General features: G+C 45.5%; 11 protein-coding genes and 1 pseudogene. 5 read left to right on the top strand and 7 right to left on the bottom strand.

Going from position 1 to position 15,842, the window contains the following annotated elements:
* Positions 1-52 precede the first annotated feature (52 nt).
* The 3 genes and pseudogenes from E2K93_RS09255 to E2K93_RS09245 all read left to right on the top strand — a co-directional run bounded on the left by E2K93_RS09255 (position 53) and on the right by E2K93_RS09245 (position 3,296).
* Positions 53-529 (top strand): DM13 domain-containing protein, encoded by a 477-nt coding sequence (locus E2K93_RS09255; protein ID WP_135438825.1) that lies wholly within the window; start codon positions 53-55, stop codon positions 527-529.
* 153 nt (positions 530-682) lie between these two features.
* Positions 683-2,872, top strand: a complete 2,190-nt coding sequence (locus E2K93_RS09250) for an OsmC domain/YcaO domain-containing protein (protein WP_135438824.1) — start codon at positions 683-685, stop codon at positions 2,870-2,872.
* Positions 2,873-3,005: 133 nt separating this feature from the next.
* Positions 3,006-3,296, top strand: a pseudogene (locus E2K93_RS09245) (putative quinol monooxygenase).
* 10 nt (positions 3,297-3,306) lie between these two features.
* Here the strand turns inward: E2K93_RS09245 and E2K93_RS09240 are convergent.
* The 5 genes from E2K93_RS09240 to E2K93_RS09220 all read right to left on the bottom strand — a co-directional run bounded on the left by E2K93_RS09240 (position 3,307) and on the right by E2K93_RS09220 (position 10,110).
* Positions 3,307-4,470, bottom strand: a complete 1,164-nt coding sequence (locus E2K93_RS09240; RefSeq protein ID WP_135438823.1) for a CaiB/BaiF CoA transferase family protein — start codon at positions 4,468-4,470, stop codon at positions 3,307-3,309.
* Positions 4,471-4,501: 31 nt separating this feature from the next.
* A complete protein-coding gene (locus E2K93_RS09235) occupies positions 4,502-5,854 on the bottom strand; it encodes an amidase (RefSeq protein WP_135438822.1) in 1,353 nt (450 codons plus the stop codon).
* Between the two features lie 32 nt (positions 5,855-5,886).
* Positions 5,887-7,293 (bottom strand): phenylacetate--CoA ligase family protein, encoded by a 1,407-nt coding sequence (locus E2K93_RS09230; protein WP_135438821.1) that lies wholly within the window; start codon positions 7,291-7,293, stop codon positions 5,887-5,889.
* Between the two features lie 66 nt (positions 7,294-7,359).
* Positions 7,360-8,766, bottom strand: a complete 1,407-nt coding sequence (locus tag E2K93_RS09225; RefSeq protein ID WP_135438820.1) for an MmgE/PrpD family protein — start codon at positions 8,764-8,766, stop codon at positions 7,360-7,362.
* Positions 8,767-8,769: 3 nt separating this feature from the next.
* Complete coding sequence (locus tag E2K93_RS09220) at positions 8,770-10,110, bottom strand: MmgE/PrpD family protein (RefSeq protein WP_135438819.1); 1,341 nt, start codon at positions 10,108-10,110, stop codon at positions 8,770-8,772.
* 116 nt (positions 10,111-10,226) lie between these two features.
* On the opposite strand from E2K93_RS09220, the gene E2K93_RS09215 reads away from it, so the two are divergent.
* The gene (locus E2K93_RS09215; protein ID WP_135438818.1) at positions 10,227-10,967 is read left to right on the top strand and encodes a GntR family transcriptional regulator; all 741 of its coding nucleotides are present in this window, start codon (positions 10,227-10,229) and stop codon (positions 10,965-10,967) included.
* A gap of 103 nt (positions 10,968-11,070) precedes the next feature.
* Positions 11,071-11,778 (top strand): Crp/Fnr family transcriptional regulator, encoded by a 708-nt coding sequence (locus E2K93_RS09210; RefSeq protein WP_135438817.1) that lies wholly within the window; start codon positions 11,071-11,073, stop codon positions 11,776-11,778.
* A gap of 101 nt (positions 11,779-11,879) precedes the next feature.
* Here the strand turns inward: E2K93_RS09210 and E2K93_RS09205 are convergent, their stop codons facing one another.
* A complete protein-coding gene (locus E2K93_RS09205) occupies positions 11,880-14,732 on the bottom strand; it encodes a choice-of-anchor D domain-containing protein (RefSeq protein ID WP_135438816.1) in 2,853 nt (950 codons plus the stop codon).
* A 139-nt stretch (positions 14,733-14,871) separates the two neighbouring features.
* Positions 14,872-15,795 carry a LysR family transcriptional regulator gene (locus E2K93_RS09200; RefSeq protein WP_135438815.1) on the bottom strand — a complete coding sequence of 308 codons (924 nt, stop codon included), beginning with the start codon at positions 15,793-15,795 and terminating at the stop codon, positions 14,872-14,874.
* Positions 15,796-15,842: the final 47 nt, after the last annotated feature.

Genomic DNA, 15,842 nt, shown 5'->3' with positions numbered 1-15,842 from the left:
CAACCGTTCGGTCTATATAGGCTCATCAAAATCAGTGAATGTAATATTTAATATGAAAACGAGAAAAATTGCCCTATTAGCCGCCAGTCATTTGTTTGTTGCCTTTATCGGCTTTGCAATTGGTATATACGCCTTGCCTATCTTAACCGCACCATCGGCACCAGATTATCAACAAGTAAGCCAAGCTGCAGCCAAGGCTATTTTCGAAACAGAGTTTGACCGTCAACGCAGCGGCAGTGACCTTTTTCATTGGGGAGAAGGCAAAGTGAGCATTAATCAAAGCAGCATTGCCTTTGTTGGCGAGCTTGCTCCTGGGCCAGATTACAAAGTCTACTTATCACCAACCTATGTCGAAGACGAACAACAGTTTTTAGCCAATAAAGCGGCAATGATCCAAGTCGGTGAGGTTAAAACCTTTGATAACTTTTTAGTTAACCTGCCGGCAGGAACCGCCATAGATGACTTTAATACCGTGGTCGTGTGGTGCGAATCATTTTCCGAATTTATCACCTCTGGCCAATATCAATAACACCAATGTTGGGCCATTGAATATACGTTAGCGGCATAAGTTATTGCCGCTTTTTTACAATAAAACCAAGACTAATCCGCTAAAAACAACGATAATTAGCGCACTTAAACACATACAGCCCGTTTCTGCGGCAATCAAGTGCGGTAAATATCCATGGAAATCAAAGTTAATTTTCTCGACAACTTAAAAGTTGAAGCCAAATTCGACGACTTTAGTGTCGTTGCTGATCAGCCAATTCGCTATAAAGGCGACGGTTCGGCACCTAGTCCTTTTGACTATTTCCTCGCTTCTTCTGCTTTGTGTGCCGCCTATTTCGTCAAGGTGTACTGTAAGTCTCGAGATATTCCAACCGACAATATCCGCATCGCACAAAACAACATTGTTGATCCGGAAAACCGTTACAACCAGATATTCCAGATTCAGGTTGAACTGCCAGACAACATCTCTGATAAAGACCGCCAAGGTATCTTGCGTTCGATTGATCGCTGTACCGTTAAAAAGGTTATTCAAACCGGACCTGAGTTTAAAATCGAACAAGTAGACAGTCTTGATGACGACGCTCAGGCGATGATCATGGGACAACCTGAAGGTGATAGCAGCACCTTTATTTTGGGTAAAGACCTGCCACTTGAGCAAACCATCAATGATATGACCAACATTCTCGAAGATTTGGGCATGAAAATTGAAGTCTCATCGTGGCGCAATATTGTGCCAAATGTTTGGTCTTTACATATCCGCGATGCGGCATCATTTATGTGTTTTACCAACGGTAAAGGCGCCAGCAAAGAAAGCGCGTTATGTTCGGCTCTAGGTGAGTTTATCGAACGTCTGAACTGTAACTTTTTCTATAATGATCAGTTCTTTGGTGAAGATATAGCAGACAGTGAGTTCGTTCACTATCCCAATGAAAAATGGTTTAAGCCCGGTGCCAACGACGAACTCCCACAAGGTATTCTTGATGATTACACCCGCGCTATTTACAACCCAGATGGTGAGTTGCAAGGTTCACACCTAATCGATACCAACTCAGGTAATGTCGAGCGTGGCATCGTTTCGATTCCATACACCCGTCATAGCGACGGCGAAACCGTATATATACCGTCAAACTTGATTGAAAACCTGTTTCTCAGTAACGGTATGAGTGCCGGTAACAACCTGTTTGAAGCGAAAGTGCAGTGCTTATCAGAAATATTTGAGCGCGCGGTTAAGCGACAAATCATTGAACAAGAAATTGTCTTACCGGACGTACCGCATGAAGTGCTGGAAAAATACCCTGAGATTCTTGCCGGTATTGACGCGCTTGAAAAACAAGGCTTTCCAATTGTCGTTAAAGATGCATCGTTAGGCGGGCAATTCCCGGTCATGTGTGTGACCTTAATGAATCCACGAACCGGCGGTGTTTTCGCATCGTTTGGCGCGCACCCGAGCTTTGAAGTAGCGCTTGAACGTAGTTTAACCGAATTACTACAAGGCCGCAGTTTTGAAGGCCTCAACGACGTGCAAAAGCCAACCTTTAATTCGATGGCAGTGCAAGAACCAGAAAATTTTGTAGAACACTTTATCGACTCAACCGGTGTTATTTCTTGGCGTTTCTTTAGTGCTGCAAACGACTACGAATTTGTTGAGTGGGACTTCTCTGGCAGTAATGAACAAGAATGTAATGCGTTGTTTGCCATTCTAGACGACATGGGTAAAGAAGCGTATGTTGCCGAGTACACCGATATCGGTATCGCCTGTCGCATTCTAGTACCTGATTATTCTGAGATTTACCCAGTAGAAGATCTGGTGTGGGACAACACCAATAAAGCCCTACAATACCGTGCAGATATCCTTAACATCCACAGCCTTAGCGACGATGAATTAGCCGATTTAGTGCAACGCTTAGAAGACAGCCAGTTAGATAACTACATTGATATCATCACCTTGATTGGCGTTGAATTTGACGACAGTACCGCATGGGGTCAATTAACCATTATTGAGCTTAAGATCTTGCTTTATTTGGCATTGGGAGCCATTGAAGAAGCACAAGAGCTGATAGGTGAGTTCTTACAATACAATGATAATTCGTTGGCTGGGCGCAGCCACTTTTATCAGGCGATGCAAGTGACATTGGAAGTGGCATTAAATGATGATCTTGATTTTGAGGACTATCAAGTCGCGTTCACCCGTATGTACACTGAAGAGGTCATGAGCAACGTCATTGGTAGCATTAATGGCGACATTAGATTTTATGGTTTAACGCCTACCAGTATCAAACTGGAAGGCATCGAAAAACACCTAAAACTCATTGAAAGCTATAAGAAATTGCATAAAGCCAGAGCTTTAATCGCGGCCAACAAATAGCCAATTATCGCTCATCAATCTGTGCTGGCCTGTTAGCAAACGCTGACAGGCCTAGCATAGCAACAACAGCTATGTGACAAGCCAATTAGCATCTATACTTACCTGCATTCAATCTGTTTGTAGGAATCTATTCATGGCAAACCTTACCATAGTCGCCAACATCATCGCCAAAGCTGACCGTGTTGACTTGGTCAAAGCCGAGTTATTAAAGCTTATCGATGTGACTCGCGCCGAAGCCGGCTGCTTACAGTACGACTTGCATCAAGATAATGACAATCCGCAGCATTTTATGTTCTTTGAGAACTGGCAGAATCGCGAGTTATGACAAACTCATATGAGCGCACCACACTTAGCCGCGTATCTGGTCGCCGTTGATGGCGCGGTAGAGTCGTTTATTGTCAGTGAAATGAGCAAAATAGACTAAACCCTGTGGTTTAGGCTTTATTTGTCGAGGCATTACCTAAGGTTGGCGCCAAACTGTGGTATTCAATCGGTGTGGCTGAGAACTTCACTGGATTGGCGACTTGAGGTACTTTACCTGCGGTTGGGTGCTCCAATTCAAACAACATTTGTCGATGTTGAATTTGTGGATTTTCAAATACTCTATCTAGGGTATTAATTGGTCCACAAGGTACATGTGCCGCTGACAAATGCTCAAGCCAATAATCAATATCATGGCATAAGAATAACGCCTCTAATTTATTGATTAATACATCTCGGTTCGCTACGCGCTGATCGTTGCTCGCATAATCACTGTCCTCTGCCAGTTCTGGCGCGCCAAGTATCTGGCAACATTTTTTAAACTGCCTATCATTGCCGACCGCCAGCATAATGTGACCATTTTTTACTTTCATAGCCTGATAAGGCACGATATTCGGATGTGCGGTACCCAATCGCTTCGGTACATCACCACCAATAAGGTAGTTACTGGCTTGATTTGCCAGCCAGGCAACCTGAGTATCCAGTAAGGCTAAATCAATATGCTGACCCTCACCGGTTTGGTTTTTATGATGCAGAGCCGCTAAAATACCAGACACCGCATACATTCCGGTCATCAAATCAGCGACCGCTACGCCTACCTTTTGTGGCCCACCACCTGGCAGTTGATCTTGCTCGCCGGTAATACTCATTAAGCCACCCATGGCTTGAATCATGGCGTCATAACCCGCCTTGTTGGCATAAGGTCCGGTTTGACCAAAACCGGTAATCGAACAATAGATAATACCCGGATTAAGTTGTGCTAATGCATCATAATCAAGGCCGTATTTCTTCAGGCCACCGACCTTGTAATTCTCAACAACGATATCCGCATCTAGCACCATCTGTTTGATTTGCGCTTGCCCTTGTTCGCTGGTGATATCAATGGCAAAAGACTGCTTACCACGATTGGCAGCAACATAATAAGCGGATTCCTGAGTATCAGTGCCATCACTATTTTGTACATAAGGAGGCCCCCAATGACGAGTGTCGTCACCACTTACTGGGCGTTCAATTTTGTAGACTTCAGCACCATAGTCGGCCAACACTTGCGTCGCCCAAGGGCCGGCAAGAATGCGACTTAAATCCAGTACTTTGATTCCGGTTAATGGACCTGCCATAAAGTCTCCAGAGGTTTACCTTACTATCAGATTAAATAAATGCGCTTATCGCGCTAGGAATGTCGCAGCTAAAACCGGTGCTTTGTTGCCAGCGCTCGGCAATGGCTAGAATTTGCAGATCACTGCCACTCGGGCCAACCAGTTGCATACCTGCCGGTAATGGTCTGTCGCTGATCATAGGCATAGACAATGCCGGTAACCCTGCCATATTGGCAAAGCCGGTAAGGTCGGCCTGATTAGCCGGAACGTCTGCGTTCATCGCAAATGCCCGTTGCGGTGCCGTTGGCATTAACAACATATCGCCGTCGTTAAACAACTGATTCGCCATCACCACGGCGGCCTCAATGGTTTGTTCGGCGCGCATCACATCCATCGGCGTTTTACCGTCGATGTAACGCAGCAAATTACGTAAGTAGGGTGAAAACAAATCGGGGCTATCCTGCCACGCCTGCTGATGAGTTAAGCGCATATCCGCTTCGCAAATGATCAAACCTGCACGACGAGCGGCAGAGAAGTCATAACCACTAAAATCAACACTTTTAAGGCGACAACCCATTTGGGCAAATGTATCGATATTGCGTTCAAAATCATCGATAACGTCGCTATCAACAGAAAATACCGACAAATCCTTTGGTATCAATATGGTCGGCAATTGCTCATTAGGTGCGGCATAATTAATGCTTAGCGACTGCGCCGATTGCACATCATGTCCTTGCATCAAGGTAAATGCCAAAGTTAAATCTCGTGCACTTCGTGCCAAAGGGCCAATGTTATCAAGACTGCGACCACAAGGCACACTGCCTCGATTAGAGATAGCGCCTTTACTGCCTTTAAAGCCAAATACGCCACAATAAGATGCCGGAATACGTACCGAGCCCATGGTATCGGTGCCTAGAGCGAGCGCAGTCATACCTGCTGCAACAGCCGCACCACTGCCACCGGATGAGCCGCCAGGGGTTAACTCAATATTATGAGGGTTATAACAATTGCCAAAGTGAGCATTATGATTACTGGCTCCTAATGCCCCTTCATGCATGTTTAATTTACCAATAAAGCTGGCACCGGCTGCGCGCAATTTTGCGACACTAAAGGCATCTTCATGGGGTCGATTGTGACGCAATATTTCTAGGCCTGCGGTGGTATTAAAACCATCGACATCAATATTATCTTTGACGGCAATAGCGACACCATGCAGCGCTGAGTCATTGTCTTTGATGACCTGATTAGAGTCATCAAGACTGATAAATGCGTTAACTAACGGATTGATTTTTTCATTAAACGACAACTGCATAGCAAAGAGCTCATTAGCACTGATTTCGCCCTGCTCAATCATGCTTATTTGTGATGTTAAATCACTGAATAACAGCTTGCCGTCTAGTTTCATGTTAAATCCGTGTGTTTCGCTTGCCTTGCAAATTAATCAAAACGCTTATCGATCAGGCGAATTGGTTTTTGTCTAACATCCACTTGGGTTAATGGCGTTAATTCACCTTCACCGAACATTTCGACTTGGACGGCAATACCAATTTTCTGTTTCAATAGGGTTTTATACTCAGATAAAATGGCGTCTCGTTGAGCGCCTTGAGCAGAGACCTCTACTTTGACAATCATCTCGTCTCGGCCGCTATCATCACGCACTGCGACACAGATAAACTCCCCGAGAAAGTCGTCTCGTTCATCCATCATTGGACCAACACCCTGAGGGTAAATATTGATGCCGCGCAGTTTTACCATATTATCGCTTCTTCCCATAAAACCACGAATGCGCTTAAACGGCAAACCAAGTTCACTGTCACCAGCAACCACTTCGGTCAAATCATAGGTATTAAAGCGAATGATTGGGTAGACATCGTCTTTATACAAACAAGTGACCACCATATTGCCTTTGTCACCGTCTTTTACCGGGCTATTATCTTCTGGGTCTAACAGCTCTAAGAAGTGCGCGTCCTCCCAAACATACATACCATTATGGTCGGGGCCTTCGGCGGCAATACAACCGGTATCACCAACACCATACCAATCAAACATTTGCGGGTTACCCCAAGCTTTGGCGATGGAGTCTCGGGATTCCATACCAAAGTGACCAATGATCATATCGATGTTGATGTCCTTGCCCGGCTGCAAGCCTTCTTCTTGTGCAACATCGGCTAAACGCTTGATGTAATCGACAAAACCAACCAGTACATTAACATCAAAGGTTTTCATCAGATTAACTTGCTGTGCTGAGCGTGTTTCAACACCGGTGCCGGCACTTAAAAACATCGAATTGGTATAGTGGGTAACGGCTTCACGAATGTAGTGACCACCGTTAATCATGCCGTGACCATAACAACTCTGAATGGTTGAGGCTGCCGGCAAGCCCATAAAACGATAGGAACGGCCAACAAGTAGGGACTGCACTTCGCGACTTTTTGGACCAAACAATAACGGTTGTGGTGTGCCTGTGGTACCACTGGTGGTATGGAACACAATGGGTGGGCGTTGTTGTTTAGGAATATCATCGAGACCGTGGAAATCGCCGATTGGTGGATATTGTTCAACGCTGTCCATAATGTCTGTTTTAGAAATTAACGGCAGCTTTTCAATATCATCTAGTGACTGAATATCCGCCGGTGTTACCCCAGCTTTGCCCCAAACACGCTGATAAAACGGGATCTGCCAAGCACGTTCAATTACTTGCATAAATCGCTGGTTTTGCAATTGCTTTAGCTCGGCTTGACTCATGCCCTGAAAGCGACTGATCAAGTCATCGCCAATCGGGTAATCTTCAAGAAGGTTGTTTACATCAAAACACTCTAGATAGGTTGGAAAACTGCTCATCATTAATACTCGCTCATCTCGGCTCTTGTCTCTGACAACCTTATGGTATTGTCGCTGTCAGGCCGCTGCTTAAATAGGAGAAACCATTTGTTTTATTAGGGTGTTAATATTCTGGATTTGCTCCAAAGCGTCTATGCTATTTATCAATTTATCGGTATGCTCGACGCTAAAAGCGACACTGGCGCTGGCACACGCGGCGCGAAATTTGTCAATCTGCATGGCCTTGCTCATCGGCCGAGCCGGATTACCCAGTATCGCTGGCATATCGATTGCCAACTGACGCCCATCGGTCAATGTCACCTCAACCGATATCGGCGCTAGGGCATTAGGATCAGTGCAATCATTGACTCGGGTGGTGAATTTTTTCGCCAACGACAAACGTTGCTTATCGAGCAAACACTTATCGTCAAAATCTTCGACGGTAACGTTACCGGTTAATAATGCGGTTGCGCCAATATAGCCATTACACAATTTTGCGTAACTTACATCCATATCGGGTTTTACTGGGCGGCCAACAAGTCGGTTAATCAATGGCGTGGCGTGCACCACTACCGATTCAATATCCGCCGCGCTAAAGCCATGTTCTGCCTGTAAACTTTGTAGTGCATCGACGGTACCGTGACCGGCACGGCCGGTCGGAAACGGTTTATGACTGACCTCCTCGATTTGATATTGGTGAGCTAATTTTTGATAAAAGCCTTGTAAATCATAGTCATCTTCAAATAAACGATAATAACCAAAAGGGCCTTCAAGAATATCATGTGGACCTGAAAAGCCAGCGCGCGCCATATCCACCGCCATGACCGCGTTTTGTGAATTGAATCCAATTTGCATCGCCAACATCGGCGAGCCTTCAACGTGAGATTGCATGGTGCCACTGATTTGGCTGTAGGCAATCCCCAATGCATTTTTAAGTTCAATGCCTTTGATGCCTAGCATGGTACAAATACCGGCGGTTGAGCCTAAACAGCCACATACCGATGGCCGGAAAAATTTCAATCCCGAGGTTACCGCCCCGCCGATTAATGTTGCGACATCAACCGCGACGATGACTCCATGAATAAGGTCTTTGCCAGACAAGCCTTCGCGTTGACCATAAGCGGTCAAGGCAGACAAAATGGTTGCCATTGGGTGAACAACGGCGCCTTCGTGAACACAATCCCATTCTTGATTATGAATTTGAAAACCATTTAATAACGCCGCCGAACTTGCCGGCAGCCATTCCCCCGTCACCCACACTTGTGCTTGTTTACCCTGCCCCCACAAATTAGCCGCGGCTTTCACCTCATTAACCCTTTCAACTCGTGAGCCACTGATACCGACACCAATGGAGTCAAAAATAAATATTTTCGCCGCATCGATGGCAGATTGTGGCAATGAGCTGTATTCACTGCGTTCAATATATTCAATCAACGCATCGATTGCTGGCGGTTGTGTTGCCGATGGGGTTGGTGATGGGGTTGGTGATTGTGTCATTGTTTAATCCAGTAATTTGCTCAAGGCGGTAATGTCATTGTGTTGTTGCCACTGCATGGCGACGATATGCTCAATACGTTGCTGGTCTATGCCTGCGGCAGCAAACAGCATCTGCGCTTTATCACAAAATTGTTGTTCGCTTAACGGCGTTTCCGGATCCCCTAACGTATCTTGACGATAACCACTGAGCTGGATACCGGATTTCAGTGTGATCTGACAGCGAGCACCATAATGTTGTGGATAATCCGCTTCAATAGTCGGCGACACATCGACGCTGATTTTCTCACGCAATGTGCCAATGTCGGCACGTTGATAAACCTTGGCACTGTAATGCTCTAGCTTAGGTTCACCAAAAACAAGTATCGCCGCCAGCGCATGCTGAATGGAAAATTTTGCCGAGACATCACTGTCTATGTGCAAGCGATCACAAAACAGTTTCGCATCCTGATAGGTTTCAACGCGCACCGAGTCGATATCTTCGACGTCTATAGGCTGCTGTGCGTTGTCGAGTGCGTGGTTAAAGGCATCAATCGCCGGATGGGCATGGCGACATGCCGGCCACGGTTTAAAGCTAACATCATAGATAAGCCAGTTATCGTGCTTGGCGACAAATGCTTGTGGGTTTGCGTCGTCGCTTAACGCATTAAAGATACCCAGCTCACCTTCTAAAATAGTTTTCGGCCCGGTCAACCCATGACTGGCCATTATCGCCGCATTAACACCACTTTTCGCCGCTTCGCTGTTATGCCATTGCTTGCTCATCACATTTTCATGACGCATTTGCCACAAGCCACCGGTACGAGAACCGGCATTACCTATGGCACTCACCGTTTGCTCAGCATCCAAACCAAGAATGGCCGCTGCCGCGGTTGCCGCACCTAATGCGGCACAGGTTGAGGTGTTATGAAAATACTTATAATGACTGCGACCAATAGACTGGCCCATACGTATGGTCACTTCGTAGCCCTTGATCACCGCATCTAAGAAGCATTGCATGCTCACGTGCTGTTGTTCCGCAAGAGCCAATGCCGCCGGAATCACGACTGGACCTGGGTGTAAAATCGAACTGCGATGAATATCATCCATTTCCATAACATTACCGATGGCAGCATTAAATGCCAACGCGGTTTGTAAATCGCAACAGCGATTAAACACGGCGCTAACAGAGCCAGGACCTGCCTGCTCAACAAGCTTGGCATACACCAAACCTTGTGCGCTTTTGGCGCCAACCGCGGCGCAGGCCAAATAGTCAACCACATGCTTGGCAGCACGCTGCCTATCGGCATCGGTGACAGACATTTGCCAAATATCAATTATGAGCTGCTCTGTTAAAGATTGTTTCATCGTTTGTTGTTATAACCTTGAGTAGTCGAACAAATTTGTCCGTACCAATTTACTTCCTAAGATATCGTCTATTTCCAGAAATAGGCAAGTAACAAACTCAAGCAAGCAGGTAACAAATGACTAATATCAATTTGTCACAGCCAAAATATCGACAAATAGGTGAGCAACTGCAGCAGCAGATTTGCGCTGGTCGCTATCATATTGGCGTATTGTTGCCGACCGAAAAGCAATTATGTGAGACCTATCAAATCTCGCGCCACACCGCTCGCGAAGCATTGCGCTATGTGGAACAGTTAGGCTTGGTCGAAAAGCGTCAAGGCTCAGGCACTCGCGTGATCAGTAATGAGCTGCCAGAGAAAGCCAGTCAGCATGTAAACTCTGTTGAAGACTTACTGTCATTTGGCAACAATACCCGCTTTGAAATCATCCAAGCAAAGTATTTGCCATTAACCTCTGACATTGCCAATCAGCTTAATCAAGCGATGCCCGGTGTGTATTTGCATATCACTGGCCTGCGCTGGAGCTCAGATAGTCAGCAACCGCTGTGCTACTCGACCTTATATTTGCGCGTTGACAAGCCGAGCGACAAACAAAACATTGCCAAAGACCAAGCAATTTATGCACTAATTGAGGCGGTAAAACCTGAGCATATCGGGTCAATTGAACAGCATATTAGTGCCACCAGTTTAGACAATGATATGGCGCACATCCTCGATTGCCGCACCGGCTTACCGGCATTGCAAATAAGCCGTCGATATCAGCACCAAAATGAACAAGCGATTATCTTAATTGCCACCAGTTTTTATCCACAACAACGATTTGTGCACTCCAGTGTACTTTATCCCAGTAAAGACTAGTTTTTGCATACGAAAACACTGGCGTTGTCCAATTTTCGAGTGTAAATTAACCGCTAAGTGTTAGTGCCATATGCACAATAATAACCAATAAGTAGTAGATGTTATGAGCCTAGATATTAGTAAAATTTCAATTCGCAACGCCTTATCAAGTTGCTTTGGTAGTGCTATCGACACCTTAAGCGGTGGCGATGAATTCGTGAAACTTATTTCCGAAAAAGCGGAAGAAGTAACGGTTTCTGCAGAAAACTATTTGATTAAAGAAGGCAAGCAAGCCGACTACGTGTATATCCCAACGTCCGGCACCGTCATGCTTGAGCGTACCGCGTCCAACGGTGCTCGCCAGGTTTACGCATTTTTGTTTACCGGTAATATTCTTGGTTTATCTACCGCCAGCATTGATAGTTATAATTTTAGTGCCAAAGCATTGACTGATTTAAGCGCGATTAAAATTCGCCGCAAAGACTTAGAAACCTATTTTGATGCCCATCATGATGTGGCGAAGAAATTCCATAATCGCACAGAAATGGTTCTTGCTGGCATGTTAGATCATTTATTTGTTATGGGTCAGCGCACCGCACATCAGCGTTTAGCACACTTTTTATTGGACATGGAAAAACGCCTGTTTTGCCATAAAGGCCAGTATCATTTACCGATGAGTCGTCAAGATATCGCCGATTATCTTGGTATGACCGTATCGACGGCCTGTCGTGGTTTCACTAAGTTGAAAAAGAAAGATTGGATTAACATAAACAGTAACTCGCTGATCACGATTGTTGATCACGATGCGATAACCGATTATATCCGCAATTAAGTTTAATCCTTTGGCGCCGTTATGAAGAGCCCTTCATTGACCCTATATGAACAAAAAGGGGCTGAGTATTGCTACTCAGCCCCTTTGTTTTTGGTTAACGATTAAGGCGTTGGACAAGCATTACTGATGTTGGCAAACACATCATTAATGGTGCTTATAAAACCAATTCCACCACCATCGGTTAACTGAGTGATAATCACCTCAGGTAAAATAATACTGGTATGGCCGCCATAACCAGACATCACCGGCACCTGCGTGGCACTGCCACAAGCACTCATATCGGTAGCAGCACCGACGTGGTAGCGCCAAAAGCCATTGTCATAGTTGAAGTTAGATAACTGTGCATACAATCCTTTGCTCGCACCCGATAGCACTTCATTGACCATGGTGGCATCCAATAATCCACTGGTCACCGCGTCATCACGCAAGAATTGTGAGAAACGCACCACATCATTGAGCGTCACCGACAAGCCGTAACCACCCCATGCGTCCATGGTATCTGAGGTACGTTGTATACCCTTGATGTAATCACTTAAACCGATCGCTTCATAGACCGGCACCAACACATCGTTAAATGCCTCGGCCGAACCACCAAGTTGGTTATTGGCGTATTTCGCTGCCGCATAGCTCACCAGTTCAGTGTCTGTGGTGTGATAGACATGATAAGTTCCTGGCGCCACTTTGTTTGGCCATCCGGTACATGAGAATGCCGCTCGTTGACTACGAGTTGTTGGGTCAAAAAAGCCGGCAACGATGGCAGAGCTGCCTTCATCGACTTCGTAATTGGCTGAGGTGTAATTACCGGTCGCCATGTCCAATGCATGTTCAACCGTTACGCCATTCCAACGACTGTCATTTTGACATTCTGGTACTAAGTCTTTAATCAATTGACTCTTAAAGCCTGGGTATTGTTTTTCCAGTGCCGCGACCACTAAAAAGGCATGCATTGATTTAGTGAATGAATAAATACCGATGGTTTTATCCATGCAATATGGATGGGTACCATAACGCGTGCCACAGCCATCAACATAACTGGTGCCATTAACCAAGATACTGTAACCATTTAGGTCGGCAGCATCGATGGCATAACCATAGTTACTTAAATCAACACCTGGAAAGTCTAGTGCCAAATCGGCAAGTGGTTTGGTTGGGATCCATGCAGCTTCTTCAGCATTTCGTCTGGCAATAACCTCACTGGCATTGGCAACACTGTGCTTGTTATAGCTAGCCGATAAGGTGCCATAGAACTCAAAGCCGTAGAAAATACAAGTTTCAGCGACGTTTTGAACATGCACATTGGACATTGAACCGTCGTCTTTAAATAAAAATGTTGCCAGACCATTATGCTCACAATTGCTGTTATTTTGCTTAATGGTGTATGGGAATGCAGCACGAGAATAACCGTTATCAGATGCTTCATCCCAAACCGCACCAACACCAGCACTGATAGACCAAGCACCATTACCAACAAAGCTATGACCGCGATCAACCGGAATCAAGCGATTGCCATCTTGCACAAATTCGTAATCAAAACCAGGCCACTGACTGTAACCGCTTGGTAAGTCGCCGGTCACACCATAGTTTTTGCTAAAGACCGGGGTGCCAGTGATCACCAAGTTACCGCTAAAGGTATTGGCTGGGGTATTGTATTTGGTCGCAACAAACGCAGATGTTGAGAAGGTTTGGTCTGTGCTGCCCATCAAATAGGCATACGTTGCCTCATCACGAGGTACGCCGCCAGGGATAGGCTCAATAGAAATGTTGTCAAAATAACAATCATCTGAATTAATATTACCACTGGCTCTTAAACGTAAGGTCAATGTGGTGTTATCGAAGCTGCCATTTGATGCCGCAACATTATAAATACTGCTGTCATCTTGGCCATTTTCTAACATGCCAACGGTCACCCAACTGCCACTGCCTTGTGCTTCAGCAATACAGGTATCACCTTCCTCAAGTGAAGAGGCAACCATTTCTAAAGACACCACCACATCGGTTTTGTTGGCGGTGGATACGGCGATAGTCGCTTGCGCGGTTTTCGCGAGGTTTAACATATTAGATCCGGATTTACTGACCACACCACTGTCGCCATCGCCTGCGATGCTCCAGCCATCTGCAGCCGATTCAAAATCTTCACTAAACAGTGGGCCACTGCTGCTACCCGGATCAAAACCGGTTCCGCTGACACTGACCTGACTGGTTGGCTCTGAACTGTCGTTTGATGGAATTGACAATGTCGCCATACTTGCTTGCGCCACGGTCGGTGTAAAAGCAAGGGTTATGGTACATCCACTGCCGGCAGAGACCTGACTATTAGAACAATTATCACTGCTGACATTAAATGGTGACGATAACGTGGAAACGCTACCAATAACCAAATTGGCATCACCTAGATTATTGACCGTCAGCACGCTAGATACGGTTTCGCCAAGGTCAACATTACCAAAGGTGCTGTTTCCAGAAACCTCAATTTCTGGTTGTGGATCTGGGGTTTGTGGGTCGCCTGAGATGACAATGTTGTCAAATAGGCAATAGTCTTTGGTGCTGTTGTTGTCGGCTCTCACGCGAACCACCAAGTCACTATTATTATCTATCCCTGATGGGCTAGCGACGATAGTTTGACTGGCGGTTGTGGTGGTGCCAACGGTGGTAAATGAATTGCCGGCATCCAGTGATAATTCGGATATGCAGCTATCGCCCGACTCAAGCCCTTGCGAGGCATGGTCAACACTAATCTGTACATTACTAAAACCACTAGCAGACACCGTTTGCGTCATGGCTTTGGCGCGTGATAATTGCGCCTGATTGTTAACATTTTTGGCTTTTCCTAAGCCTGATACCGTCCATCCCGTTAGGTTTCCGTCATTAAAATCATCGGAAAAAATAGTTTGTGCTTGAGCCGAAGCGGACATCGCCAACAACACCGCACCGGTAAAACGTATAAAAGGTTTCATTGTTGATACTCTTGTTTATTGTTATTAATCAGAGCATTTGCAGTACTGCAGGCAAACGAAACTGATACCAGGATCAATTCACCTTATACAGAACAAAAAATAAACAATAGAGCCAGTTTAGTTAACTTTATCGTACCAGTTAGCATCGGCAATAGGTTTCAGCGACGTCTTTAATAAGCTGGATTTTATGGGGTTCTCGAGCGGCTTTTCGGGTCACCAACGACAAGTCAAATTGATAATTTAAGCTGTCTTCGAACAACAATTTTATGTCGCCATTGGCCAGTTCATTGGCAATGGTTTGTTTCGGTAAAAAGCCGAGATAGCGGCCAGAAAGCAGCATTGCTTTGCGAGCATCAAATTGATAGGCACGGGCAGTAAAGTTCAAGTTTTGCAGGACCTGCTTACCTTGTTTGTTTATTTCAATACCAGGATGAATCGCAGGGTATTGCTGCAGCAGGTGCGGTTCAATCTTGCCTTGCTCAGCGTTAAATAAAGGGTGTCCTTTACCGCAACATAAATAGATAGGTTCACGACTAAATGGGTGATAATCAAAGTTGTCAATTTGTTGATAACCGGGAAATATCCCCGCATGAACTTTGTCATTAAGCAGTTTCTTTTCGATACTGGCAATTGGCTCTTGATCAACCACCAAGTGCAGTTTCGGCGCAACGTCATTAATCGCACCAATCATTTGTGCCAGTACTCGTTGCTTATTATCGTCTAACTGATCAGCGCATAAGATAACCAACTCACCAGCGTAGTCACCTTCAAGCCCACTGACCAACAATGAAAAGTCATTAAGCGATTCAAACAACGCTAAGGTCGCTCGATAAACCGCTTGACCGGCATCGGTTAAGGCAAAACCACCGCGGCCACGTAAGCATAAGGTCAGCTTCATTCGAGTTTCTAGACTCGACATATGTATGCTGATGGTTGACCGAGTAATGCCCAAGACCGGTTCAGCCGCAGCAAATCCACCACTTTCAACGACCGCTTTAAAAATTCGTAATAGGCGAATGTCATATTCGCTGATAGGCTTGGGAATAGCGAAACTTTTGCTCATCCATATGCACCGATTTAATGTTTGATGATTGTCAAACTAATGATTGA

The organism is Thalassotalea sp. HSM 43 (genome assembly GCF_004752005.1).
GTDB lineage: Bacteria > Pseudomonadota > Gammaproteobacteria > Enterobacterales > Alteromonadaceae > Thalassotalea_A.
Note: the sequence above shows the minus strand (reverse complement) of the source record. Positions and strands in the feature narration are given on the sequence as shown.

Coding starts and splice junctions, on each gene's coding strand:
- E2K93_RS09220 (WP_135438819.1), bottom strand. CDS start 10,110: ATGAAACAATCTTTAACAGAGCAGCTCATAATTGATATTTGGCAAATG.
- E2K93_RS09235 (WP_135438822.1), bottom strand. CDS start 5,854: ATGAAACTAGACGGCAAGCTGTTATTCAGTGATTTAACATCACAAATA.
- E2K93_RS09215 (WP_135438818.1), top strand. CDS start 10,227: ATGACTAATATCAATTTGTCACAGCCAAAATATCGACAAATAGGTGAG.
- E2K93_RS09205 (WP_135438816.1), bottom strand. CDS start 14,732: ATGAAACCTTTTATACGTTTTACCGGTGCGGTGTTGTTGGCGATGTCC.
- E2K93_RS09230 (WP_135438821.1), bottom strand. CDS start 7,293: ATGATGAGCAGTTTTCCAACCTATCTAGAGTGTTTTGATGTAAACAAC.
- E2K93_RS09200 (WP_135438815.1), bottom strand. CDS start 15,795: ATGAGCAAAAGTTTCGCTATTCCCAAGCCTATCAGCGAATATGACATT.
- E2K93_RS09225 (WP_135438820.1), bottom strand. CDS start 8,766: ATGACACAATCACCAACCCCATCACCAACCCCATCGGCAACACAACCG.
- E2K93_RS09240 (WP_135438823.1), bottom strand. CDS start 4,470: ATGGCAGGTCCATTAACCGGAATCAAAGTACTGGATTTAAGTCGCATT.
- E2K93_RS09250 (WP_135438824.1), top strand. CDS start 683: ATGGAAATCAAAGTTAATTTTCTCGACAACTTAAAAGTTGAAGCCAAA.
- E2K93_RS09255 (WP_135438825.1), top strand. CDS start 53: ATGAAAACGAGAAAAATTGCCCTATTAGCCGCCAGTCATTTGTTTGTT.
- E2K93_RS09210 (WP_135438817.1), top strand. CDS start 11,071: ATGAGCCTAGATATTAGTAAAATTTCAATTCGCAACGCCTTATCAAGT.